At 69.7% G+C, this 25,737-nt stretch carries 17 protein-coding genes and 1 tRNA gene; 10 read left to right on the top strand and 8 right to left on the bottom strand.

Features of this window, described 5'->3' with window-relative positions; genetic code table 11:
• Window positions 1-3 precede the first annotated feature (3 nt).
• From MUN33_RS00575 to MUN33_RS00565, 3 genes are read left to right on the top strand one after another with little or no spacing between them, the layout of a single operon-like run.
• Window positions 4-1,317 (top strand): sensor histidine kinase, encoded by a 1,314-nt coding sequence (locus MUN33_RS00575; RefSeq protein WP_244802966.1) that lies wholly within the window; start codon window positions 4-6, stop codon window positions 1,315-1,317.
• Between the two features lie 39 nt (window positions 1,318-1,356).
• Window positions 1,357-1,545: a hypothetical protein gene (locus MUN33_RS00570; protein ID WP_244802965.1), complete on the top strand. Its 189-nt coding sequence runs from the start codon at window positions 1,357-1,359 to the stop codon at window positions 1,543-1,545.
• Between the two features lie 23 nt (window positions 1,546-1,568).
• Window positions 1,569-2,324, top strand: a complete 756-nt coding sequence (locus tag MUN33_RS00565; RefSeq protein ID WP_244802964.1) for a response regulator transcription factor — start codon at window positions 1,569-1,571, stop codon at window positions 2,322-2,324.
• Window positions 2,325-2,624: 300 nt separating this feature from the next.
• On the opposite strand, the gene dcd is transcribed toward MUN33_RS00565, so the two are convergent.
• On the bottom strand, window positions 2,625-3,236 hold the full coding sequence (dcd, locus tag MUN33_RS00560) for a dCTP deaminase (protein WP_244802963.1): 612 nt from the start codon (window positions 3,234-3,236) through the stop codon (window positions 2,625-2,627).
• A gap of 90 nt (window positions 3,237-3,326) precedes the next feature.
• Between dcd and MUN33_RS00555 the strand changes: the two genes are divergently transcribed.
• Window positions 3,327-3,400, top strand: a tRNA-Gly gene (locus tag MUN33_RS00555).
• Between the two features lie 87 nt (window positions 3,401-3,487).
• On the opposite strand, the gene MUN33_RS00550 is transcribed toward MUN33_RS00555, so the two are convergent.
• From MUN33_RS00550 to MUN33_RS00535, 4 genes are all read right to left on the bottom strand, one after another.
• Window positions 3,488-5,287, bottom strand: a complete 1,800-nt coding sequence (locus MUN33_RS00550; RefSeq protein ID WP_244802962.1) for an oleate hydratase — start codon at window positions 5,285-5,287, stop codon at window positions 3,488-3,490.
• 16 nt (window positions 5,288-5,303) lie between these two features.
• Complete coding sequence (locus tag MUN33_RS00545; RefSeq protein ID WP_244802961.1) at window positions 5,304-7,022, bottom strand: AMP-binding protein; 1,719 nt, start codon at window positions 7,020-7,022, stop codon at window positions 5,304-5,306.
• Window positions 7,023-7,087: 65 nt separating this feature from the next.
• Entirely contained in the window at window positions 7,088-8,071 is a 984-nt protein-coding gene (locus MUN33_RS00540; RefSeq protein WP_244802960.1) for a GDSL-type esterase/lipase family protein, read from the bottom strand.
• 265 nt (window positions 8,072-8,336) lie between these two features.
• The gene (locus MUN33_RS00535; protein WP_244802959.1) at window positions 8,337-9,809 is read right to left on the bottom strand and encodes a GntR family transcriptional regulator; all 1,473 of its coding nucleotides are present in this window, start codon (window positions 9,807-9,809) and stop codon (window positions 8,337-8,339) included.
• A gap of 166 nt (window positions 9,810-9,975) precedes the next feature.
• Here MUN33_RS00535 and MUN33_RS00530 point away from each other — a divergent pair, with 166 nt between their 5' ends.
• The gene (locus MUN33_RS00530; RefSeq protein WP_244802958.1) at window positions 9,976-13,599 is read left to right on the top strand and encodes a proline dehydrogenase family protein; all 3,624 of its coding nucleotides are present in this window, start codon (window positions 9,976-9,978) and stop codon (window positions 13,597-13,599) included.
• Between the two features lie 205 nt (window positions 13,600-13,804).
• Entirely contained in the window at window positions 13,805-14,536 is a 732-nt protein-coding gene (locus MUN33_RS00525; RefSeq protein WP_244802957.1) for a DsbA family oxidoreductase, read from the top strand.
• Window positions 14,537-14,555: 19 nt separating this feature from the next.
• On the opposite strand, the gene MUN33_RS00520 is transcribed toward MUN33_RS00525, so the two are convergent.
• The 3 genes from MUN33_RS00520 to MUN33_RS00510 form a co-directional block, all read right to left on the bottom strand.
• Complete coding sequence (locus MUN33_RS00520; RefSeq protein WP_244802956.1) at window positions 14,556-16,211, bottom strand: MFS transporter; 1,656 nt, start codon at window positions 16,209-16,211, stop codon at window positions 14,556-14,558.
• An 893-nt stretch (window positions 16,212-17,104) separates the two neighbouring features.
• Window positions 17,105-18,694: a VanW family protein gene (locus MUN33_RS00515; protein ID WP_244803070.1), complete on the bottom strand. Its 1,590-nt coding sequence runs from the start codon at window positions 18,692-18,694 to the stop codon at window positions 17,105-17,107.
• Window positions 18,695-18,936: 242 nt separating this feature from the next.
• Window positions 18,937-20,196 (bottom strand): glycoside hydrolase family 3 N-terminal domain-containing protein, encoded by a 1,260-nt coding sequence (locus MUN33_RS00510; RefSeq protein WP_244802955.1) that lies wholly within the window; start codon window positions 20,194-20,196, stop codon window positions 18,937-18,939.
• Window positions 20,197-20,293: 97 nt separating this feature from the next.
• On the opposite strand from MUN33_RS00510, the gene MUN33_RS00505 reads away from it, so the two are divergent.
• The 4 genes from MUN33_RS00505 to MUN33_RS00490 all read left to right on the top strand — a co-directional run.
• Window positions 20,294-20,878 carry a universal stress protein gene (locus tag MUN33_RS00505; RefSeq protein ID WP_244802954.1) on the top strand — a complete coding sequence of 195 codons (585 nt, stop codon included), beginning with the start codon at window positions 20,294-20,296 and terminating at the stop codon, window positions 20,876-20,878.
• A 58-nt stretch (window positions 20,879-20,936) separates the two neighbouring features.
• The gene (locus MUN33_RS00500) at window positions 20,937-21,131 is read left to right on the top strand and encodes a DUF2613 domain-containing protein (protein ID WP_244802953.1); all 195 of its coding nucleotides are present in this window, start codon (window positions 20,937-20,939) and stop codon (window positions 21,129-21,131) included.
• Window positions 21,132-21,155: 24 nt separating this feature from the next.
• A complete protein-coding gene (locus MUN33_RS00495) occupies window positions 21,156-24,746 on the top strand; it encodes an alpha-(1->3)-arabinofuranosyltransferase domain-containing protein (protein WP_244802952.1) in 3,591 nt (1,196 codons plus the stop codon).
• A 434-nt stretch (window positions 24,747-25,180) separates the two neighbouring features.
• Window positions 25,181-25,737, top strand: a 557-nt coding sequence (locus tag MUN33_RS00490; RefSeq protein ID WP_255804934.1) for an MspA family porin, incomplete at its 3' end; no start/stop codon positions are given.

Raw genomic sequence — 25,737 nt, 5'->3', positions numbered from 1 at the left:
GACGTGAACGCCAGTTCCAGGACGCCTCACCGTCCCCGTCGGCTGCCGCCTGTCCTCCGCACCCGACGTCTCACGCAGCTCGGCGTGATCGAGACGGTACTGGCCACCGTCCTCACCGTCTTCGAGCTCGCCTCGACCCCGGACGACGCGTTCGTCGGCACGGCCCTGCTCGCCGGGGCCACCCTGCTCCTCGTCGCCGGCACCGCGAGGATCCCGGTCGCCGCGTCGATGCTGTCGCTGCTGCTCGTGCTCGCGGCATTCGTGGTCAACGCGGCCGACGGGGTCGTCCCGCTGTACTCGATCTTCTTCACGATGCTCATCGTGGAGATCGTGGCCGCCTGCGGACAGATCCTGCTGGGCGGGTCGCTGGCGTGCGCCCACTGGGCGCTCTCCGCGGTCGACCCGCAGGCCGGCGCCCTGTCCACGGACGTCACCGCCCTCACCCTGGTCGGTGCCATGCTCGCCGCCGCATTCCTCATCGGGTGTTTCCGGGCCAACCACGCCCGGCAGCAGGAGAGGCTCCGGACGTCCCTGGCCGAACAGGAGCGGCAGCAGCGCCTGGAACTGGCCCGCGAGCTCCACGACTCCGTGGCCACCTCACTGACCAGTGTCGTCATGCAGGCGCAGGCCCTGACCCTGCTCCCTCCCGGCGACGGGGCGACCCACCGGGAGGGGCTCGACAACATCTCGGACTCCTCGCGCGAGGCACTGTCCAACCTGCGGACGATGCTGCGGCTGCTCAACGAGAACCCCAACCGCACCTCGTTCCGCACACGCGTGGCCAGCCCACCCCTGGAGGTCGCCATAGCCAGGATGCGGCAGGAGCTCGAAGCGCATTCCCTGGACCTGCGCCCGACGGTCGACCTGCCGGACGACGTCGCCGCGGTGGTGAACGCGACGGACGTCCCGGGCATCCCGGGTACCACGGGGACCCCGTGGATCGACCGGGACACCGCGGTCAAGGTACTCACCGAGATGACCGCGAACGCGGCGAAACATGCCGCGCCGCATACCACCGTGGACCTGACCTGCACTGTCCAGGACGGTACGTTCGTGGTCACCATGGTCAACGCCGTGCCGTCCCGCCCCGGACACACCACGTCTCCGGACGGCGACGATGTGGTGTCGACGGAGATGGGGGTGGGCTCCATGCGCGCGCGGGCGACGAAAGCCGGGGGTACGTTGGAGGCTGGCCTCACCGTCCCCGGTGATGAAACGGGCAGCGTGCGGACGGGGGAGGGTCCTGCACTGGGGGGACCGGAGTCCCGCCTCTGGCGTACCACCCTCCGACTGCCTATAGTCGTTATCAAATCTTGATAAACGCCCCTCACCCCGATCCTAGGAGCAACCGTGCCCATGTTGCCTGCTCACGGCCGCCGTCTTCTCCTGGCTGCCACCACCGTCGCGCTCACCGCCGGACTGTCGACAGGTGTCGCCGCCGCCGACGCCCCGGGCTCCTCGTCCTGGGTCGACTCGAAGCGCGCCATCTCCGACATCGCCAGCTGCAAGTACCACCCGTCCCTGCCCTGGTGCCGTAAGCGCTGAGGACGACCAGCCCCCTGTCTGACATGCCTTCTCCCCCTGTCCGTCTGCTGATCGTCGACGACGACCCCCTCGTCCTGTCGTCGCTCCGCCTCTACTTCGGCTCACCCGCCGGCGCGTCGATCGACCTGGTCGGCGAAGCCACCAGCGGCCCCGAGGCGCTCGAGCTCCTGGCGGCACACGCGGCGGACACACCGGTCGACGTGGTCCTGGCCGACATCCACATCCCCGGCATGGACGGGGTCGAACTCCTCGGACACATCCGCCAGCTCCCGGACCCGCCGGTGTTCGTGGCCATGACCGCGCTGGACGAGGAGGAGACGATGCTCTCGGTCCTCGCCCAGGGCGGGCGCGGCTACATCCTGAAGAGCGCGCGCCCCGAGTTCATCATCGACACCGTCCTCGCCACGGTCAGCGGCGGCACCGTGGTCAGCCCGCAGCCGGCGTCGAACCTGGTCCGGCACCTGACACCGGAGGTCCGGGGAGACCGTCCCGCCGCCGAGGCCGAGCCCCCGACGCCGGAACTGTCGGTACCGTCGGGGCCGTCGGGGCCGTCGGTGCCTGCGTCGTCGCTGCCCCGGATGTCCGCCGCCGAGGAGACCACCCTCGCCCTGCTCTGCATCGGACTGTCGAATTCCGAGATCAGCCGGAGGACCGGGCGCTCGTCGAGCACGGTGAAGAAGCAGGTCTCGCAGCTGCTGGGGAGGTTCGGCGCATCCACCCGCGTACAACTCGCCGTCCTCGCCGTCGGCGCCGGGTTCCGCCCGGACGACGTGGTCTGAGCCCCCGAACACGCCCCACCGAACACGTCAGTAAGGCGGCAGGGACACCCCAGTGCGTTGCCATGGATCTTTAATCCACGGCTCGTAGATTGAATGTCAGCGCCTTCGGAGGCCACTGAGACACCGTGATCACGGTGGTCACCGGAGTCACCGCCCGAGTACCGACCGTCGCACCGACGGCCCCCGACGGAAGGACCCGTATACGGCAGTTGAGCATTCTCCTCTTGAAACGTCAGCGCCCCGCCCCCGGCAGCAGTCATGCTCCCGGGGGCGAGGTGTGTGTGGAGACCGCCGACGCCGCTACGGACGGAAGTTCAGGTACGCCTTCGACGGCGTCGGCCCCCGCTGCCCCTGGTACTTCGAGCCCAGTGGGCCCGAACCGTAGGGGGACTCGGCCGGGCTGGACAGGTTGAAGAGTGCCAACTGCCCGATCTTCATCCCCGGGTAGAGGGCGATCGGCAGGTTCGCGGTGTTCGACAGCTCCAGGGTGATGTGGCCGGTGAAACCGGGGTCCACGAACCCCGCCGTCGAGTGGGTGAGCAGGCCGAGCCGACCCAGGGACGACTTGCCCTCCAGGCGGGCGGCCAGGTTGTCCGGCACCGTCACCAGCTCCAGGGTGGAGCCGAGCACGAACTCGCCGGGATGCAGGATGAAGGCCTCGGCGGCCACTCCCCCGTCGTTGACGTCGGTCCCGTCCTCGCCGGTACCGTCACCGACCTCCACGAGGGTGGTCAGGTCCTCCTGCGGCAAGCGCGGGTCGATGTGCGTGTACCGGGAGTTGTTGAACACCCGGAAGTAACGGTCGAGACGCACGTCGATACTTGACGGCTGGATGAGGGTCGGGTCGAACGGGTCCAGGGCGAGGTCGCCTGAACCGAGGGCTGCGCGGATGTCTCGATCGGAAAGAAGCACGTCACCTACCCTAGCGGACCAACCCCTACCCCGTTGTCTCACCCCGTCGCTCGACTGTGTTAGAGTCGTCTGCAGTGCGCAAGCATGACCGCCGATGTAGTTCAATGGTAGAACATCAGCTTCCCAAGCTGAATACGCGGGTTCGATTCCCGTCATCGGCTCCACAGCACGTCCAGAGGGCGTCCCCGGAAAGTTCGGGGACGCCCTCTGGTCGTCGTCGGGGGGTACGGCGGTGGGTGGCCGCCCGACACTCAGCGCTTCAGCAGACCGGAGTCCTGCAGCAGTTCCTCCACCCACGTACCGTTCAGCTTCGCGCGCAGCCTGGAGGTGATGAAGCGCGGCACCGGCAGCGGGAACCTCGATGTCAGAGGCTGCTCCTCGAGGCTCCTGCGGTCCCGGAGGTGGTAGGTCGCCTTCAGCAGTTCACGTAGGTCGTAAACCGAACCGAAGACCTCGGGGACCCCTCGTTCCACACCCATGAACGTGTACACGGCCTCCATGGCGGTGCGCACGGAGTACTCGGTGGTGAACACCGTGTCCCGCGACGGGGACTCGGCGAAGTTACCGATGAAGGCGAGGTTCTTCGACCCCTCCGGCACCACGTCCGGACGGTCGCCGGCGCGCCGCGGCATGAAGTACGACGTGATGTACGGCATGTACACCGGGTTGGTGTTCACCGACTCATGTGCCGACATCTCCGCGATCTGGTCCACCGGGACGCCCAGGTGGTAGAGCCATTCCCGGGTGATCTCCTCGCCGGTGCAGTCAACGATGGGCTTGCGGACGTAGTCGCCGTCGACGTCGGAGTAGAGGGCATAGATCCACACGACGATCTCGTTCTCGTTCTGCGACGTGAAGTGCGGCTGGCGGTGGACCGCGAAACTCAGCAGCCAGGACGAGTCCGTGACGGTGATGATGCCGCCGGTGTTGACCTTGCCGTCGTGGAGGGAACGCTGGGTGAGTCGTTCGATGAACGGCTCGACCTTCCCGTCCTTCAGTGTGGCGGTGGCGGAGACGTACCAGCTCTTCTCCGGGAGGTTCCGGTAGAACACCCCGGGGCGTCCGAAGTCCTTCGACTTGGCGGCGAGGTTCTCCCACAGGTTCCAGGATCCGCCGGGCTCGGTGGTCACGGGTGCCGACGTGTCGTGGTCGCCGTAGGTGGTGGACTCGGTGATGGACCCGTTCGTCACGAACACGACGTCGTCCTCGCTCAGCGCGATCGTCTGCACGCCGTCCCCGGTCTCGACGTGCAGCGCCGTGGCCGTCTTGGACGGTCCGTCGATGTCGACGTCGATGTCGACGACGGTAGTGCCGTAGCGGACGTCCACGTCGTGGTCGAGGAGGTACGTCAGCACGGGGCGGACCATGGAGTCGTACTGGTTGTAGCGGTTGAACTTCAGCGCCGTGAAGTCCGGCAGCCCGCCGGTGTGGTGGATGAACCGCATCACGTAGCGGCGCATCTCGATCAGGGAGTGCCATTTCTCGAAGGCGAACATCGTGGCCCAGTAGAACCAGAAGTTGCTGGCGAAGAACTCGTCGGAGAAGTAGTCCCCGATCGTGCGCCCCTCGAGTGTGTGCTCGGATGCCGTGACCAGTTTGACGATCTCCAGCTGGGCCTTCTCCGTGAGGGTGAAGTCGCCGTCCGAGGGGACGCGGTTGCCCCGCTGGTGGATGAGGCGGCAGTTGGAGGAGTTGGGGTCGTCCTTGTCCAGCCAGTAGTACTCGTCCAGGTAGGACGCTCCGGGGATCTCGAGTGACGGGATCGAGCGGTACATGTCCCAGAGGCACTCGAAGTGGTTCTCCATCTCGCGTCCGCCGCGGGTGACGAAACCGATGTCCGGGCGTTCGGCACCGTCGAGCGAGCCGCCGGCCACCGGGAGCTCCTCGATGAGGTGGATGTTCGTGCCCGGCATCTGCGCGTCACGGATCAGGAAGGTGGCCGCGGCGAGCCCCGCGAGCCCCGTCCCGACGATCCAGGCGTGCCTGTCCTCGATGCCCTCGGGTTTCCGCGGGCGGGCGAAGGCCTCGTAGTTTCCGTTGGAGTAGTACATGTCGGTCCTCAGCTTTCTACCGGGTCGTGCCCGGGGTGTCGGGGAGCAGGCGTGGGACGACCTTCCCGGAGTCGTTGCGTGGCAGGGTCTCGACCCGGACGATGTTGTCCAGGGCGCAGAACCGGTTGACTCCGGCGAGGACGGCGTCGTTCAGTTCCCCGTCGGTGATCTCGTGGTCGGTGACGATGTAGGCGTCGAGCGTGGCCACCAGGTCACCCTGGTGGCCGATGACGAAGGCGTCCCGGATCTGGGGAAGGGTCAGCAGGAACTCCTCGATGGCCCGGGGGTGGATGTTCTCCCCGCCCCGGATGACCATGTCGTCGGCGCGACCGCAGACGTAGAGCCTGCCGGAGTCGTCGATGAACCCGGTGTCCCCGGTGGACAGCATGCCGTCGACGACGTCGCCGGAGTCCTTGTCGGAGAGGAACCCCAGGGAGGTCATGGAGTTCGACGAGTAGATGACGCCGGTGCCGCCGGGCGCCACGGGGCGTCCGTCGTCCCCGATGATCGCCAGACGCACCCCCGGACCGGGACGGCCCGCGGTGGTGGGGTCGGCGGCCAGGTCCGCGGCGGTGGCCAGGGTGATCTGGCCGTGCTCGGTGGAGCCGTAGAAGTTGTGGACCACGCCCGTGCCGTCCCCGAACCGTGCGTTGAGTTCCACGACGAGCTCCGGCGGGATGGCGTTGCCGGCCGAGACGATGTAGCGGATCCCGGACACGTCGACACCCCCACCGACGCCCGCACCGACGTGCTCGCCGACGCCGGCGAGGATCTGGCGCAGGTAGACCGCCGCGGAGACGATGCCGGTCACGTCGTGGCGGACGATGTCCCGGATGTCGGTCTCGCTGTCGAACCAGCGCCGGGTGAGCAGGGTCGACCCGGTGGCCATGGAGATGTGCAGGTTGAGCCACCCCCACGCGTGGAACAGACCGACGGACAGCTGGATCACGTCGCCGGAGCGGAACGGGATCCGCTCCAGGATGCTGCCGAGTACCTTGGGTGTCCGCGGGACCGGCAGGACGACGGCCTTCGGGACGCCGCGGGTGCCCGACGACATGATCACCGTCGACCGCTGGGCGGGGCGGCCCGGTAAGGCGACGTGTCGGTACTCACTCCGTCCGGCGGCGACGAGGGACTCCAACGAAGCCGGCTGGCCAGGCTGGCCCGGCGCGTGCGCTTGCGCGTCACCGGACCACTCCGCCACGGTGACCTTGTTGGCCGTGGAGAGCTTCTCCAGCACCTCGGTGAACTCCGCGTCGATGAAGGTGACGCTGCTGGGGTAGTCGTCGGCGATGTCCTGGAGCTGCGTCAGCGATGACCCGGGGTTGAGGATCTTGGCCTCGGCACCGAGGTAGGCCGCGGCGATGAGCGGCAGGACGAGGCCGCGGCTGTTCCTGGCGATCACCGAGATCGACGAGATGTCCGCCCCATCCGGCCCGTCCGGCTCCGAGTAGGTCCGCAGGCTGCGTGCCAGTGCCCGGGCCTGGTCGCGGAGTTCCGCGTAGCTCAGGGAGCCGTGGTCGTCGATCAGGGCGGTGCGGTGCGGGAACGAGGTGGCGCTCATCTCCACCAGGGCGGCCAGGGACATGCCCCACCTGCCGACGGCTCCGATCAGTCCGGCGGATTCCCGCGGTCCGCCCGTCCTCAACACCCCAGCCCGGACCAGTGGTGGGAGCGACCCGAGCATCTGGGTCACCTGGGTACGTGCGGACACGTGTGTGCCGTGTGTGCGCATGCTGCCTCCTTCAGGCATCGTGGGGCCTCTGTGGGGCCCGGTTTCTCCCCGGGAACCGGAGGGGGTCAGAAGGTCGCCGCGATGGTCTCGGCGGTGTGGGTGACACCCCTGTTGGTCATGTGGACCGGCAGGTTGTAGCCGGAGACGTTCGTGGTGTCGATGACACCGGCGATCAGGCGGGCGTCGTCCGGGGCGCATTCGCCGCGTCCTGCGGTGGCTCCGCGGATGTCGGCGAAGACGACGTTGTCACGCGACCGGGCGGCCACGAGTTCCTTCGACCAGTCGTGGATGTTGACCTCGGCGTCGCGGATCCAGAAGGCGGGGATCCCGATGTCACCGGGGATCATCGCGACGTGGAGGAGGCACTGTTCGGCGGTCTCGGGCTTCGAGATCGTCGGGTAGTCGGCCACCGTGATCCGGGCGTTGGGGGCGGCGGCCCTGATGCGGTTGATCGCGGTGTTCATCGCGTTGGTCCACAGGACCTTCTGCTCGGCGTAACGCTGCTGGAGGTTGACGTAGGTGTCGGGCAGCCCGTTGGCGAGGACCTTGCCCATCAGCCAGCTGTAGGAGTCGTTGAACCCGAACTGGATGACCACGTTGGTGGTGGCGGCGTCGAGGGCCTTGTCCGCCAGGGCGTTGTCGATCTCCCCGTTCAGCGTCATCGCCGGGGTCCCCGGCGTGTACGCCATGGCTCCCGGGCAGGAGTAGTCGCGGACGGTCAGACCGGTCATGCGCCCGATCTGCCGGGGAGCGTTGGTCGAGGACTGCCCGCACCCGTGGGCGGTGTACCGGGACAGGGGCGCCGCCAGACCGGTGTCGATCGGGATGCCGGCCTGTTCCGCCGCGGCGCGGACCTTGGCGCCGACGGTCTCTGCCGGGGTGGGGTTCGAGAGGTAGGAGTCACCGAAGGTGACGAGGTTCCCGGCGTCCGCGGCTACCGCCGGCGGTACCGCGACGACCGTGCCCGCCGCCGCGACGCCCCATGCCGCCACGAGAGCGAGGGCAACTCCCCTCACCGACTTTTTCCCGGCCGTGATATTCTTCAGCACTGGAGTACCTTTCCTGCAGAAATAGTGCCCCGTGGGAGAATTGAGACCGTGGCAGGCGGTATTCTCCCCGATATTCAGGGGCAGGACGTGGTCACGGTACTCCAGCAGCTGACCAGCGGCGACAATTCGGGGGGCCACAGAAAAGCCGTCCGTCATAAGTATTCGTCATATCACCACGGTACTGCGGACGTGATACTCGACCGGGAACGGAATTACGGCATGATTAATATTCTCCCGGCATGCCCCCGGTCCCCGCCGCCGCGCCTCAGGCCTCCCCCACCAGACGCTCCCACAACGCGGGGTCGAAGGTCGTCGGCGACACGTACGCCATATGGCGGACCGCGTTGTCCAGCTTCGCCCGCCACACCTTCAGCGCCCCGTCGACGTTCCCGGACAACAGGGCGTTGAGGATGTAGCGGTCGTCGCCGACGATGCGGCGCACCGCCGGGGTGTAGTCGAGCTGCAGCACCGAGATGAACATGCGCAGGCGCAGCGTGAGCGCGTGGAACACCCGTGACGACTGCGGCAACCCGCTGGCGTCGGCGAGGGTCTGCTGGAAGTGCAGGTCCGCGCCGTCCACGTCGGAGGCGGTGCCGTGTTCGGCCGCGGCCACCACCGCCCGGAGCGCCAGCTGGGGTGCCAGCATCTGCTGACGCGAGCGGCCCGAACACGCGCGCAGCAGCACCCGACCGACCTGCAGCCGGGCCGCGTACAGGTCGATGATGTCGCTGCCGGTGACCAGTGGCAGGGCGAAGGCTCCGCCGGACGCGGTGAGCAGCCCGTCGTCCACCATCCGGCGCATCGCCGACCGGACGGCGGAGACCGGGATCTCCATGTGCTTCGCCAACCGGGTGCTGGTCACCCGGTCGCCGGGCCGGAACCCGGCGTTCATGATCTCCTTACGCAGGGCGATCGCGATCTGCTCGGTGACCGAGAGTTCGTTCTGCAGATGTCTCGGTGTCGCACCCGCCCGGGCGTTGGTCGGCGGCGGGTACTCCGCCAGAGATAAGTAGTTCGAGTCAAAATCCGCGTCGATTTTCGTCCGACGTGCCCCGGGCGCCCCGGATTCGGCCCGCTCCCACTGCAGTCCGTGCAGCCCGTGGCCCACCGCGACGGACACCTGTGCGAGCAGGTCACCGGGTATCGCGTCGACCGTGGGCGCGCACGCGTCCAGGACGGCGGAGAGCTGGCCGAGGAAGCCGTCCCAGCTCTGTCCCCCGGGTTCCCACATCACCCGGACGACACCGGCGGCCGGGTTCTCGTCACCGGCGTCGAACGTCGCCTGACTCTGCGGCCACCCCGAGACCCCCGCGACGCGCAGCGCCGCCATCAACGACGTCGCCCGCCGCGCCGACGCCTGACGCTCCCCGCTGCGGGCGTCCCGGTCGGCCGCACCCCGGTCCTCGAAGAGGAGGGTCACCCGCGGGTACTCGACCCGGAAACCGGTCATCCACAGACCACCCGAGGCGGACACCGGATCCGTCACCGGGTCCGTCACCGACTCGGCCGCGCCCGCGCGGATCCGCCGCATCGCCCGACTGACCACGGGCTGACTCAACCCCGTCATCAACGCGATACGGCGGGTGGAGTAGTCACGGCCGCCGACGCGGGGACCCGCCGTCGCGAGGACACCGGCGACGATCTCGTCGGCCACCTCCTGGATCCGGGGACGCCCCCGCCGCGGTGCCTCATCCGTGTCGGCGGTGCCCGCGTCGACGGGGGCCTGGTCCTGGGTCATGGACACATCGTGCCACAGCATTCACCCCACACACGACATTTTTGACTCAAAGTAGCGCTGCCGCCGGAACTGGGGCTCCCCGCGATGCGGACATAGCGGCGATACTCGACCAGTATCAGTGGAAACCGATCACGACAGATCACGACGACTTCCGAGGAGGACAACCATGACGACCGCGGACCCCGCAGCTGACAAGGCGACGACCACCACAGGCTCGACTGCGAATACCGTGAAGACGGCGGACGGGCACGCCGGCGTCACGACCGACCACCTCGCCCCGCTGGCCGACGCCGCCGTCGCCAAGGTCACGGCCTGGCTCAACGCCAGCCGCGCCTCCGACGTGAAGACCAACCCCTCCGCCGAGCGCCTCTCCGCCGTGCTCTCCGACCCCAACGGCCTCGACTTCACCGTCGGCTTCGTCGACCGCGTCGTGCGCACCGAGGACCAGCGCGCCGCCGGACGGGCCCTCGCCGAACTCGGCACCATCATGCCCGACACCCTCAGCGCCCTGGACAAGGCGCAGATCCGGATGGGCTCCGCGCTGGCCCCGGTCATCCCGCAGGTCGTGGTGCCCGCCGCCCGCCACCGGATCCGGTCGATGGTCGGCCACATGATCGTCGACGCCCGCGACAACAAGCTGGGCAAGGCCGTCGCCGAACTCACCGCCGGCGGACACCGCCTCAACATCAACCTCCTCGGCGAGGCCGTGCTCGGCGAGAAGGAGGCCGACAACCACCTCGAGGAGACCCGCCGCCTGCTCGCCCGGAAGGACGTCGACTACGTCTCCATCAAGGCGTCCTCCATCGCCTCGCGCATCAGCCTCTGGGGCTTCGACGACACCGTCGACTACATCGTCGGACGACTCACCCCGCTCTACATCGAGGCCGCCCGCGCGCCGAAGGGCTCCAAGTTCATCAACCTGGACATGGAGGAGTACCGCGACCTCACCCTGACCATCGCCGTCTTCCGCCGCCTGCTCAGTCTGCCGGAGACGAAGAACCTCGAGGCCGGCATCGTCCTGCAGGCCTACCTCCCCGACGCGCTCGGCGCGATCCAGGAGCTCGCCGCCTTCGCCGACCAGCGCGTCGCCGACGGCGGTGCCGGCATCAAGGTCCGCCTGGTCAAGGGCGCCAACCTGGCGATGGAGACCGTGCACGCCGAGGTCGCCGACTGGCCCGTCACCACCTGCGGATCCAAGCAGGCCACCGACGCCAACTACAAGCTCGTGCTCGACTGGACCATGCACCCGGAGAACATGCGTGGACTGCGCCTCGGCGTGGCCGGCCACAACCTCTTCGACATCGCCTTCGCCCACCTGCTCTCCGTGGAGCGCGGCGTCTCCGACCGCGTCGAGTTCGAGATGCTGCAGGGCATGGCCACCGAGCAGGCCGAGGCAGTGAGCTCCGACGTCGGACAGCTGCTGCTCTACGTCCCCGCCGTGCGCCCCCAGGAGTTCGACGTCGCCATCTCCTACCTGGTGCGCCGCCTGGAGGAGAACGCCGCCAGCGCCAACTTCATGTCCGGGATCTTCGACCTGGAGCCCGGCAACGCGATCTTCCGTCGCGAAGAGGCCCGCTTCCGCTCCTCCCTGGACGACCTCGGCGAACTGATGGAGGAGAACGGCTACACCGCCCCGCTGCCGAACCACCGCCAGAACCGCGCGACCGAGGTCGAGCCGTCCTCCGACGAGCTCGCCGCGTCCTACACCTCCGGCCTGCCCGTCTTCCACAACGAGCCGGACACCGACCCGTCGCTGCCCGCCAACCAGGCCTGGGCCGCGGACGCCATCGCCACCTCCGCCACCGACGGCTGGCTGGACGCCCAGACCGCACCGGTCATCGTCGCCGACGACGAGGTCGACGCCCTCGTCACCTCCACCCACGACGCCGCCGCCGACTGGGCCGCCGTGCCCGCCGCCGAACGGGCCGCGATCCTCTACCGCACCGCCGACCTGCTCGCCGCCCGACGCGGCCACCTGATCTCGATCGCCGCCGCCGAAGTCGGCAAGGCCGTCTCCCAGGCCGACACCGAGATCTCCGAGGCCATCGACTTCGCCCGCTACTACGCGCACTACGCCCTGGAGCTCGAGGAGGTCGACAACGCCAGCTTCACCCCGGACAAGGTCGTCCTGGTCACCCCGCCGTGGAACTTCCCGCTGGCCATCCCCGCCGGCTCCACCTTCGCCGCGCTCGCCGCCGGTGCCGCGGTGATCCACAAGCCGTCGAAGCCGACCCCGCACTGCTCCATGGCCATCCTGGACGCCCTGTGGGACGCCGGTGTGCCCCGCGACGTCCTGCGTGGCGTCTACCCGGCCGACCGCACCGCCGGACGCAGCCTCGTCAGCCACCCGTCGGTGGACCGCGTGATCCTCACCGGCGCCTCCGAGACCGCCGCGATGTTCGAGTCCTGGCGCCCCGAGCTCAAGATCAACGCCGAGACCTCCGGCAAGAACGGCATCATCGTCACCCCCGCCGCCGACCGTGACCTCGCCGTGGCCGACATGGTGTACTCCGCATTCGGCCACGCCGGCCAGAAGTGCTCCGCGGCGTCCCTGGGCATCCTCGTGGGCAGCGTGTACTCCTCGGAGCGCTTCCGCCGCCAGCTCGTCGACGCCGCGTCCTCGATGATCGTCGACTGGCCCACCACCATGCGCGCCGACATGGGCCCGCTCACCGAGCTGCCCAGCGACAAGCTCGAGCGCGCCCTGACCACCCTGGAGGACGGCGAGACGTGGCTGCTCAAGCCGCGCCAGCTCGACGACTCCGGCCGCCTGTGGTCCCCCGGCATCAAGGACGGCGTGAAGCCCGGCTCCTTCTTCCACCTCACCGAGGTCTTCGGCCCTGTCCTGGGCCTGATGAAGGCCGAGGACCTGGACGAGGCCCTCGCACTGCAGAACGCCACCGACTTCGGGCTGACCGGCGGCATCCAGAGCCTCGACCCCGCCGAGGTGCGCACCTGGGTGGAGCGCATCGAGGTCGGCAACGCCTACGTCAACCGCGGCATCACCGGCGCCATCGTCCAGCGCCAGTCCTTCGGCGGCTGGAAGCAGTCCTCCGTGGGCCTGGGCTCCAAGGCCGGCGGCCCGAACTACGTGATGCTCATGGGCAGCTGGGCCGACGACACCACCGTCCCCGCCGACGTCGCCCCCACCGGCTCCGCGCCGGTCGACGGGTACATCGCCGAACTGCAGCGCAACGGCGCACTGTCCGACGCCGACGCCGCCTGGCTCGCCGAGGCCGCCCGGTCCGACCTCAGCGCCTGGGAGACCGAGTTCGGCACCCCGCGTGACGTCACCGGCCTCACCGCCGAAGCGAACATCTTCCGCTACCGGCCCGCCCACATGGTGCTGCGGGTCAGTGCGGACGCCCGCCCCGTCGAGGTCGCCCGCGCCGTCGTCGCCGCCCACCGTGCCGGCTCCCCCGTCCGGGTCGTCGTCGACCCCGCGGTGAGCCCCGAGGTCACCGACGTGCTGGCCGTCTCGCCCCGACTGGGCGTCGGCGAGCAGCAGGTCACCGCCGACGACGACTCCTTCGCGACGCGGCTGTCCGCCGGTGTCCTCGACGACGGTGTCGGCGCCCGCGTGCGTGTCATCGGCACCCGGAACCCCGAGACGCTGGAGAAGCTCGCCGACCGGCCCGAGGTCTGCCTGCTCGACGACGAGGTCACCGCCTCGGGTCGGGTCGAGCTGCGCCTGTGGCTCAAGGAGCAGGCCGTGTCCATGACGCTGCACCGCTTCGGCAACCCGAGCACCGAGTTCCACGCCCTGGCCGACGAGATCCGGCGCGGGTAGGGCGATCCGGGTGGCCCGGCCTGGGCTGGTCCTGGGCTGGGTTTGGCGGGGCCCGCCGCGCCGCCGCGCTGCTTCCGGCACCTTCGCACCCCAGAAGACTCTTCTGTAAATATGACCTGGGCTTTTGCATTGTTAAGATGGTTATGGGGTGCGATGACCGCCGGGCCGACGGAATACCCGCCCAGGCACGCGTGTTGACCGGACCATGAACATCGACATCTGGTCCGACGTCGCCTGCCCCTGGTGCTACATCGGCAAACGCCGGTTCGAGTCCGCCCTCGCGGCATTCCCCCACCGCGACGAGGTGACCGTCACCTGGCACTCCTACCAGCTCGACCCGACGTTGCCCGACCACGACGACCGGTCGGAGGCGGAGTACCTCGCCGCCTCCAAGGGGATGCCCGTCGACCAGGTCCGCCAGATGTTCGGCCACGTCGCGGAGCAGGCCGCCGCCGAGGGCCTGGAGTACGACTTCGACGCACTCGTCGTCGCCAATTCGATGAAGGCGCACCAGCTGATCCAGCTGGCGAAGGAGACCGGCGGGGAGGGCTCCACCGCCGCCGTCGACACCGTGGAGGAGGCCCTGTTCCGGGCCCATTTCGAGGACGGTGAGGACATCGGATCGGCGGACGTGCTGACCCGCATCGGTGTCGAGGCCGGGCTGGACGCCGACGCCGTCACCGCCGAGCTGGAGTCCGGGTCACGGATCCCCACGGTCAGGGACGACGTCCGGCGTGCGTCCTCGCTCGGGCTGAACTCTGTGCCCACCTTCGTACTCGACATGGAACTCGCCGTCCCCGGTGCCCAGCCGGTGGAGGTCTTCACCCGGGCGCTCGAGCAGCAGTGGGAACGCTCGCATCCGGCGCCGACCACGCTGCCGACCGTCCCGGGTGCCCGCGACGGCGGGGCCTGCGGACCGGACGGCTGCCCGGTGTAACCCCCTGCCCCCGTGACGGCTACTTCGTCCCCGTGCCGTCCTTGCCGCGGATGAAGACCACGCTGGCGACGGCACCGACCACCGCCAGGACCGCGGCGATGATGAAGATGCCGTGCAAGCCGTCGATGAAGAAGCCGAGGGTCTCCTCGGCGAAGGTCGGGGACCTCTGGGCGATCTCCTGGAACAGTCCGCCCTCAGCCGCCTGACGGAGCTGGCTCTCCATCGCCGGCGGCATCGCGGGCGGGAACTGCATCCCGTCGATGCCCGCGTTCACCCGGTCCGACAGGTACGCCCCGTAGACCGCCACGCCGAAAGCGGTACCCAGCGGCAGGGCGGTGTTCGCCAGCCCGGTGGCCATGCCGGTGCGCTCGGACGGCACCACCGCCACCGCCAGGGACATCACGTGCGGCAGCATCAGCCCGGTCCCCGCGCCGAGCACCAGGTACATCGGCAGCAGGTCCGCCCACCCGGAGTCGACGTCCATCACCAGGCCCAGCATCAGCCCACCGGCGACGACCAGCATGCCCACCGCCTGGACCACACCGACCGGCACCCAGCGCACCAGGGCGATCCCCGCCGCCGAGAAGAGCACCATCGGCACCGCCAGCGCGCTGGAGACGTAGCCGATCTCCAGGGCGGACAGCCCCAGCTGGCCGGCGAGCCACAGGATGAGGAAGGGCATCATCCCGAAGCTGAACATGCGGGAGGCGAAGGCGTTGAAGGTGACGGTGGAGAACGAGGGGATCCGGAACAGCCGGAAGTCGACCATCGCACGGTCACGCTTGGAGAGCTCGAACAGGATCAGGGCGATGAACAGCAGGATGCCGGCGGTCAGCGCGGCGATGATGATCTCGCTGGTCCACCCCTGCTCCTGCCCGTCGATGATGCCGTAGTTGACCAGCACCAGCGAGACGATGATCAGCACGATCGCCCACGGGGAGATCCGGGCGCCACGCACGGCACCGGCGGCGCCCGTAGTGCCCGGAGCACCCACCGCCCCCGCGGCCCGGCGCGCCTCCCGTTCCTGCCGGTGCAGGTCGGGGATGAACACCAGGGTGGCGACCATGACGAGGATGCCGATCGGGATGTTGATCGCGAAGATCCACTCCCAGGTGCCGGTCTCGACGAGCAGTCCGCCGACCAGTGGGCCGAAGGCGCTCGCGGCACCACCGATGCCCATCATCGCCGCGACGGCGCGAGTGCGCTTCGCTGAGGATGTCGGGTCGTCCTGGTCGAAGGCGTCGGCGAGCAACGGGGTGCAGGTGCCGAAGACCAACGCCCCGCCGGCGCCCTGCAGTGCGCGGAAGCCGATGATGCCGGCCTCGGTGCCGGTGAGCACGCAGCCGATCGACGCCCCGAGGAACAGGACGTGGCCGATGAGGAAGATGCGTCTGCGTCCGATGATGTCCGACAGGCTCGCCGCGGCGAGCAGGAGGGAGGCGAAGGTCAGGCTGTAGGCGTTGATGACCCACTGCGCACCGGACAGGGACAGTCCGAGGTCCGCGGTGATCGCCGGAAGGGCGACGAGGACGATGGTGATGTCGATGGTCATCATCACCGTCGACAGGGCCGCCACGGTGAGACTCCAGCCCACGGGACGCGGGGCGGGTCGCCGGTGGCGGCCGGCGGTGCGTCGTGGTGACGCCGGAGTGGGCGCCGGGGTGTTCTCAGTCATCCTCTAACTGTATCGGAGGTGAAAAGGCCACCCTTGACCCAACTCCCCGGGAGCCGTCCCAGACCCAGGGTAAGGACGTAAAACACCCGGCAGCGGGCGGGGTCCCCGACATTCACACAGCATGTTAAGAAAGTAAGTTAAGCATATGCTTGCTGAATTTCCACCCCCGGGCGACAGCCCGCCCGTCCGAACGTAACACACGCGGAACAGAAACGATAGTGCACCTGTACTGGGTGTATGCTGTCACGATTCTCGGGGGACGCCAGCAGGGTAGCCAGGTGGCCACCCCCACGGCACGTCGACCGCCATTGCAGATGGCCAGGTGGCCTGCCTATCTTCATGGCACGCCAGCAACGGGGCGGCCGGGAACCCGGTCCCTGACCTGGCATACAACTCAACAGCCCACCGTCGGCCACCCCGGGTACAGCACCCCTCAACGCCCACGTCGCACCGTCCCCCCTCTCCTCTCTCCGATGGTGCCTTCCGCGTGGAAAACGCCCGGAGCCTCTCCCCCACGACCCCGGCGGTGCGGTACATGAGAAACAGTCGAGCCCGCCACAGGGAACACTCCCCGGTGGCGGGCCCAGCTGCACGCGGGGCACCCCACGGTCGGACGGCAACCTCCGTCCCGCACCGCATCCGGGCACAGAAAAGCCTGTACGCGACAGAACGTCACATACAGGCTCCAATGAGGCGGAACGTCAGATCACAGACCGCCGAGCAGCAGGTGAAGAAGATCGCCGACGATAGCAACAAGACCAGCAACAAGACCCATGATGATTCTCCTTACGAGGGGTGAGTCCCGGCATTCCCGGGAACTAGTCGCTACGTTAGGGCTGCTCTGTAACCGGCCGGTTTCACCGGCACTACAGTTCCGTTAGAGCTGTTTCAGGTCAGCCGCGGCAGGTCACGATCGGCGACGGGTCGTACACCGTCGTCGTGGTCTCGCGCGAGACCACCGCGCCATCGAGGTCACGCACCGTGCGGGTGTCCGTGACGGTGAAGCCGCGTCCACCCGAGGACGGCGAACAGTTGTCACCGGACAGCTCGATACGCTCTGGGTCGGTGAAGTTCGTGCGCGGGCCCGGCTCGGACTCGACCTCGACCTGTTTCACCCCGCGCAGGTCCACCGTCAGCGAACTGGAGTCCGCGCGCGCCTCGATCAGCACCGGGGTGTCGAAGGGGTTCTTGAACTGCAGGTCGATGGCGCCCTCGAAGACCGTGGCCTCGCGCCCCGCCGGATACCTGCTGATGTAGTAGGAGTGCGGGGTGTGCGCCACATCCTCCATCCCAGCGAAGTAGGACGCGTTGTACAGGGTGGTGGCGAACTGGCTGATGCCGCCGCCGACCGCCGTGTCCGCGTGACCGTCCTGGATCACGCCGGCGTCGACGTAGCCCTGCGCCTCCCCGCGCGGTCCGGTGTGTCCGTTGAGGCTGAAGGTCTCGCCGGGCAGCACGATCGCCCCGTCCACCTGCTCGGCGACGCGACGGATGTTCACCCCGGAGTCGGCGGCGAAGCCACCGGAGGTGAAGGACCCGACGACGTCGTCGAAGCTGGCCTTCTCCGCCATCTCCGTGGTGTAGGTGGCCTTCTTCTCCTCGTAGGTCACCTCGTGACGACGCTCGGTCGTGTCGAGCAGTTTCTCCTCGATCGGGTCGAGGGTCTTCTCCCAGTCGATGAGCACACCGTCCTGCGACGGCGTGACCTCGAGGTCGCGTCCGACACCGGTGAACCCGGCGTTACGGAGCTCGACCTCGGTGTCGCCGAGCTGTTCGTCGAGGATCTCCCGGGCCGCGTCACGGTCCCAGTCGACCCGGAAGTCACCGTCCTCCGGGACGAAGGTGACGATGCGTCCCATGTCGGCCGGACGCAGCACACCGTCGGTGTCGTCACGGCCCGCGAAGACGACGTCACCGTCGGTGACCTTCCCCGCGACGTCCCGGACGGCCCGGTCCGCGGCGTCCCGACGGACGTCGGCCTCGGTGACGTCGGCGTCCACGTTGACCCGACGCCGGTCGTTGAGCCAGTTGTCCCGCACCGCCGTGCGCACTTCCCCGGGGTCCACCGTCTGCCCCGCGACGTCGTCGACGACCTCCGGCGTACCGGTGTCGTCGATGGACAGCTGCGCGTTCTCCGGCTCGCGGGTGAGCTCCTGCTCCACGCGGGTGAGGGTGCGGTCCAGCAGTTCGTCGTTGTAGGCGCTGACCGTGCCGACCTCACGCTGCTGGAAGAAACTCATCACACGGGTGACCGGGTTCAGCGGCTGCTGACCGGCCTGGTCGATCGTCGCCGCCCAGTCGACGGACAGCCCCGACTGCGCCGGGTCCAGGGTGGTCGACATGTCGCCGGCGGTCACCTCTACCTCGGCACGGGCACTGTCGGACAGTTGGTTCTTCAGCCGGGCTTCGGCCTGCGCCGTCGACATCGACCCCACGTCGACGCCACCGACGGTCACCCCGCGGGGCACGTAGCCCTCCGTCATGATGATGTCGGTGGCGTAGAGGATCCCGCCCAGCCCGACAATGCCAGCGAGGGTCCACACCGGCCAGAGCCGACGCTTCCGCCGGTGCTTACTACCCTGGGAGCCCCACTGGTCCCCCGACGGGTCGGCCGATCCTGTGGTGCTGCTGGCGTTGGGGTTTCGACTGCTCACGACAATCACAATAACCCGTCATATTGCCCCGGCGATACCCGAGACCCGGGCCGCGCCCCGGGTCCGGCACCTCAGACCGCGCAGAGCCGTCCGGCGGCCTCCGTGAGCCGGCCACGGTCGAGTTCCCCGTTCTCCACGGCGGCGACGAGCCCGGCGACCGTCGCCGGGACGTCGGCGGCGGTGGACGTCAGCGGGGCGTCCGCCCCGGCCCGCAGCGCCTGCACCACCGCCTGCGGACCGTCGTGCAGGTCGGTGATGGCCTGCATACCGGTAAGGTCGTCGGTGAAGACGATCCCGTCGAAACCGGGACCCTTCTCCCCACCGGCCCCGCCGGCTCCGCCGTCCCCGCCGATCCCGTCGCGCAGCAGCGCGTACGCCGCCGGGTTCAGCGACGACGGGGTCTCAGCGCCGAGGACGCTGCCGTCACCGGTGTCGAGCCCCGGGGTCTGCATGTGGCCGACCATCACCGCCACGCCCGGGATCTGCGACAGCTCCGCGAACGGCGCCAGGTCCGCCCCCATCTCCCCGACCGGCGGGGTGGTGACCGTGCCTTCGTGCGAGTCGCCGGTGGCGTGCCCGTGGCCCGGGAAGTGCTTGATCACCGGGGTGACCCCGGCGTCGAGCAGTCCGTCCACCGCGGCGCGGCCGTAGCCGGTGACCACACCCGGGTCGTCGGAGAACGCCCGGTCGCCGATGGCGTTGTCGCTGATCGACTCCCCGCCGGCGAGGTCCACCACCGGCGCGAAGTCCATGGTGATTCCCAGCTCACCCATCTTCCGGCCGTGCTCGGCGTAGATGCCGCGCACCTCCTCCGGTGACCTGGTCTCCGCCAGCTCCCGTGCGGACGGCAGGTCGCCGATGACCGACCCGAGCCGTTGGACCTGGCCGCCCTCCTCGTCGACGGAGACGGTGAGCTCGCCACCGGCGTCCGCGGCACGCTGTTTCAGTGCGGAGATGCTGCGCCCCGGGTCGCCCTGGCCGTCGAGGATCGACAGGTCGGTGGACGACCCGATGAAGATGTGGCGCACCCCGGCGTCAACCGCCTGCACGGCGTCGTCGAAGCCGACCACCCCGACAGCCAGCGTGGACGCGGCGAGGGTCGCCAGGTCCTGTTCGCCGTCGACACAGGACGTGGGCTGCTCCGCAGGCGGCGTCGCGGGGTCCGACGCTGTCGCCGAGGCCGCGGGGGACGCCGCGGTGGTCGGCGCGTCGTCCGTCGTCCCGCCCGTGCCACCGTCCTGCGGGGAACAGGCCACCAGGCTGAAGGCCAGCACCCCCGCCGTCGCGACGGCGAGGACGGTGGCCGGGGTACGGCGTCGGGCAGTCACCACGCGTGACCTCCTCTTTCTCGTGTCGACCGACGGGGCGCCGGACGGATGTCGGACGAATGTCGTCCTCTCCCTCCCCGACCGTACTACGCTCGTGGGCATGGCTAGCGAATCCAGGAATGAGACACCTCGAGCCGGCTCCTTCTCCGGGGACACCGTCCTCATCGCGTTCGACGGCTCCGACGAGGCCCGTGGCGCCATCGACTACGCAGGACGTTTCCTGTCGACGAAGAACGCCTACATCCTCACGGTGTGGGAACCGATCCACCGGCAGGCCGCCCGGACCGCCGGCATGAGCGGCATGATGCAGCACGACTGGTCGGCCGTGACCGACGACACCGAGGACCCCGCCTACGCCGACGCCGTGGCGATCTGCCGGGAGGGCGTGGCGCTGGCCGAGGCACGGGGGTTCGCCACCGAACCGTTCCTCGTGGAGTCCGCCACCGCGATCTGGAGCGCGATCGTCGACGCCGCCCACGAGCTCGACGTCAGCATCATCGTCGCGGGCTCGCGCGCGTTGAGCGGCTGGCGGTCCCTGCTGCAGTCCAGTGTGTCCGACAGCCTGGTCAAGCACGCCGGCCGCGCGGTGCTGATCGTCCCGCCGGTCGACGACGACACCGACGCCGGGACCGACACAGGGACCGACGCAGCCAGCGGAAATGGTCCGGACGGGGCGACCGGGTAGTATCATCTGGTGAATATCGTCCGACGCAGCACCACCGACCACCACTGACGGGAAGACCATGCCCACCGAGACTGACTCCCAGCCCCGCCGCACGCTCGGCCCCGCCATCGCCTCCGCTGTCGTCGGCGTCGTCCTCGGCGGCGCCGCGGCGCTGTTCGCCGGCAGTGTCGCCGACTCCTCGGACCTGCCGTCGAACAAGATCGCCGTGGACGACGCGGTGATGGGCTCGGTCCAGTACGGCGAGCGTCGTTAGGCAGCACAGACAGGACTGGCAGGTGTGACACTCTCCCGTCGCGGCTGGGGACTCGCCGGGCTGCTGTGGCTCCTGCTCGCCCTGGCCCAGGAGCCGGGGCTCACCGTCGCCGACACCAAACACGACCTCACGGCGAACCCGTGGGGTTTCCTCACGCAGGCCCTGTCACCGTGGACGGACGTCTTCCCGCTGGGGCAGCTGCAGAACCAGGCGTACGGCTACCTCTTCCCGCAGGGCCTGTTCTTCGCCCTGCTCGACCCGGTGCCCGACTGGCTGACCCAACGGTTGTGGTGGGCGCTGCTGCTGTTCCTCGCGTTCGCCGGGGCGGTCAGGCTCCTGGAGGCCACCGGCACCGGGTCGCGGGTGTCACGCCTGGTGGCGGGGGTGCTGTTCGCGCTGGGCCCGCGGATCCTCACCACGCTCGGGGCGATCTCCTCGGAGGCGTGGACCGTGGCGCTGGTGCCGTGGATCATGCTGCCGGTGGTGCGCGTCCTGCTGCCCGGGCCCGCACACGGGCCCGCGACACGACCCACGTCACGGCGCCTCGCCGCCGCCGGGCTGGGTTCGGCCATGGTGGTGTTGTGCCTGGGTGCGGTCAATGCGGTGGCGACGCTGGCCGCGGTGGTTCCCGCGGTGCTGTGGTGGCTGGCCCAGGGGGTGTTCGCCACCGCCGGTGGTGCCGGCAGTGCTGCTGAGGCGGCACAGCGTCGGCGCACCGCCTGGCGGTTCGCGGCCTGGTGGGTGCCGGGGGGCGTCCTCGCCTGTTTCTGGTGGGTCGGCCCGCTGCTGGTCCTGGGGCGGTACTCCCCGCCGTTCACCGACTACATCGAGGCCTCGGGGCTGACCACCCACTGGTTCAACCTGGGCGAGGTCCTGCGCGGCGCGACGAGTTGGACGGCCTTCCTGTCCACGGAGCGTCAGGCCGGCTTCGCCGTGGCCACCGAGGCCGTGTTCGTGGCGGCGACGGTGGCGGTGGCGCTGCTGGGACTGGCGGGGCTGGCCGGGGCGCGGGGCCGGATGCCGTTCGCCGGGTCGTGGTTGGTGGTCCTCGGGGTCGGGCTGGCGGTGTTCGGGGTCGCGGCCACGCCGTTCTCCCCGGTCGCCGAGCAGGTCCAGGGGTTCCTGGACGGCGCGGGGGCCCCGCTGCGCAACCTGCACAAGTTCGACGCCCTGGTGCACCTGCCCCTGGTCGCCGGTGTCGCCCACCTGTTGGGCGGGCTCACCGTCCCCCGGGACGCCGCGTCCTGGCGGCATCCGGAGAAGAACCGCCCGGTGGTGGTGACGACGGCGGTCGTGCTGGTCGTGGCGGCCGCCACCGCCCCGGCGTGGTCCGGACGGCTCGTGCCGCAGGACGGCTACCGGGCGGTGCCGTCGTCGTGGCAGCAGGCCGCGGACTGGCTCAACGACCCGGCCCACGGTGCCGACGACACCCGCACCATGATCCTGCCGGAGGCACGTTCGGCCCGTCAGACCTGGGGAAACACCCGGGACGAACCGGCGCAGGCGTTACTGGACGTGCCGTGGGTGGTGCGCGACGCCGTCCCGCTGGTGCCCCCGGAGGCGATCCGGGGGCTCGACGGGCTGCAGCGTGAGTTCGCCGCCGAGGGGGCGTCCGGCGCGAACCCGGCGCTGGCCGACGCCCTGCTGCAGCAAGGTGTGGGCTACCTGCTGGTACGCACCGACCTGGCCCGGGCCGCCGACACGCCCGGCGCCCGGGTCGTCCTGAACACCCTCACCCGGTCCGCCGCTGCGGACGGGTTCACCGAGGTCGCCGATTTCGGTGGGGGCGACATCCGGATCTTCCGGGTGGACGGTCAGGTGGACGGTCAGGCGGACGGTCAGGCAGGGGCCGGCGGGCCGAGCGGTACCCGCGTGGTCGGTGCCGGGGACCTGGAGGTCACCGCCGGTGGCCCGGAGGTGCTGCCGCGTCTCGCCGCCGCCGATGCCGCGGCGGGGCACGGCCCCCGCGACCGCATCCTGGTGCAGGACGTGCCGGACGGACTCACGGGTGCCGCCGGACCGGTCGGCCGAACCCCGGAGACCGTCACCGACACCCCTGCCCTGCGGGAACACAACTACGGCAATGTCACCGGGGCGGAGTCCGACATCCGTGCCGCCGACGACGCCCGCAGCACCCGCAACCCGGTCCGGGACTACCCCACCGGGCTCGCCGACTCCGACCTCACGCAGGTCCGGGAACGCGGCGGCAGGGTCACCGCGAGTTCCTCGGCGGCCGACCCGACGTCCCTCAACGGTGCGGAGCCGTACTCCGGCCCCTCGGCCGCCGTCGACGGTGTCGGGGAAACCGCGTGGCGGCCGGGCACCGGTTCCCCGGTCAACCAGACGCTCACCCTCGAGCTGGACAGGCCGCGCAGCCAGATGTCGCTGTCGGCGCGCACGCCCGGCAGCCCGCTGCGGGTGCAGGTGACGACCTACCTCGACGACGAGACCGTGGCCTCGACGACCACGCTGGTGCCGGGTTACCGGGAGGCCGACACCACCGTCCGTCCCGTCGTCCTGCCCAGTGGCGAGGCCGACCGGGTGGAACTACGGATCGTCGGTTCCTGGGGCGACGCCGGTCTCAGCGAGGTCACGCTCACCGAGCTGGACAGCGGCCGGGACGTGACCCCCCGGCGGGACATCGTCGTGCCGGCCACGGACCATACGCCCCGGCGGTGGGTGCTGGGCCAGGAGGTCTACGAGTTCGAGATGCGCCGGACGATCACCGTTCCCGGCTCTGGGCCGGTGCCCGTGACGGTGACCTCGGACCGGTGCGCGGCGGGACGGCAGACCGTGAGCACCGTCGACGGTGTGCCCGTGGCCTGTGGCGACAGGGTGCTCCTCGACCCGGGCGAGCACGAGGTCCGCAGCCGTGACCGGTGGGTGTCGCTGGACGTGCAGGACAGTGCCGCCGGTGGCACGGGTACCGACGGTGGTGACCGGGTCGTCGTGACCTCCACGGCGGTGAACCCCGGGCGCGCCGCCGAGTTGGAGGGCACGGCCCTGGCCCCGGTGACGGTCAACGGGTGGCAGCAGGGTTGGGTGGTTCCCGCCGGTGCCGCCGCAGGGATGTCCGACACCGAGATCGCCTCGGCGGTGGACGTCCGTTTCACTGCCACGGACACCTACCAGCGGTGGTTGGGTGTGGGCCTGGTCGGCGCCCTGGTCCTGCTGGCGGCCTGGCTGTTCGCCTGGTGGCCCGGCCGGCGTACCCCCGGCGAGCGCCTGGAGGCGGAGGGTCCCGGTGGCCGTGTCGGGCCATCCGGACGCGTGCTGGTCGGCGCCGGAATGCTCGCACTGTGCGCCGGTATCGCCGGGTTTCCCGGGGTCGTTGTCGGCGCGGTGACGACGGCGCTCGTCGTCGGTGTCCCGGCTGCGCTCCGACGTCTCCCGGAGCGGTCCGCGGCCTCGCGAGGCGTCCGGGCCCTGTGCCGGCTGACGCGACCGGTTGCCCTGGCGATGCTCCTCGGCGGTGCGGGCGCAGTGCTGATGGTGCGTGGTCCATGGGGCGGTGACTACGCCGGGTACTCGTGGGTCACCCAGTTGCTGTTCCTCGGGTGCGTGGTCGCCACGGTGTGCGGGGCGACTGGCGGAGGACGCGCCGGACGGTCCTGAAAGGCCCTAGCTTGCGTCTCCTGGGAGCCCCGCCATGGGCGCCCCAGCGCACCTCGGTACCCTCCGGGGCACCCCCGAAATGAGGTAATCCACCAAACACACATAGACAACGTTGTAACGACACAACGTCCGCTGAGATTGATCTGTGACCTTTTCGTGACCACACGGTGAACATTGCTCACCTGTCCTCGCAGGACAGCCTCGCGCGGACAGTGGCCCACGCCGGAAGTGCCCGGTTCCCAGCAGATATGGTTTCCACCGGCTATGTAGATGACACATCAACTACCCGGGCCTCAGATCTGCTGCATGAGACGATGTCGACGCCCCGCCGGCTCCGACCTGCTCTCACTGCGAGGACAGGGGTTCGCATCCGTGATGAAAATGTAATGATATTTCACCCTGCTTTTGTCTGGAGCGTCCGTTACGTTGTCGCCATGACGTTTACCACCGAGACCGCAACCCCGACCGCACGCAGGACCAGACGCAGGCCCGCCCGCACGATCGCCACCGCAGCCGCCAGCATCGCCGCGGCCACCACCCTCGCGATCACCGCGATCAGTCCGGCCGCCGCCGCACCCACCCTGCCTGATCTGCCCGATCTGCCGTGGCCGGTGCCGGTCACCGGTGGCCCCACCGACCTGCCCGACCACCAGGTGTCCCGCACCACCGCCGACGGCTGGGTCCTGCACGCCGCCACCACCGACGAGTCGATCAACATCGCCCCGCCCCTGGACGCTTCGGCCACCACCGGTGAAGCCTTCGCCACCCTCACCGGCAACGTGTGGATCGACGGTGACGGTGCCCCTGACCTGACCGGGGCGATGTTCGACGCCGGCTACCAGATCGGCTGCGGGGTCGACGTCTCCGGCGGGGTGGACGTCGAACTCGCCGGCACCGCGGGTATCGCCCCGCACGCCGACGCCGGCATCGAAGGCGGTCCCCATGTGCAGGTCGAGCTGCCCAACGTCACCGGCGTCTCCGCCGGCGCTGA

It is taken from the genome of Corynebacterium kalidii (genome assembly GCF_022869005.1).
In the GTDB taxonomy this organism is placed as follows: domain Bacteria; phylum Actinomycetota; class Actinomycetes; order Mycobacteriales; family Mycobacteriaceae; genus Corynebacterium; species Corynebacterium kalidii.
The sequence above is the reverse complement of the archived record's forward strand: the minus strand, read 5'-3'. Positions and strand labels throughout refer to the sequence as shown.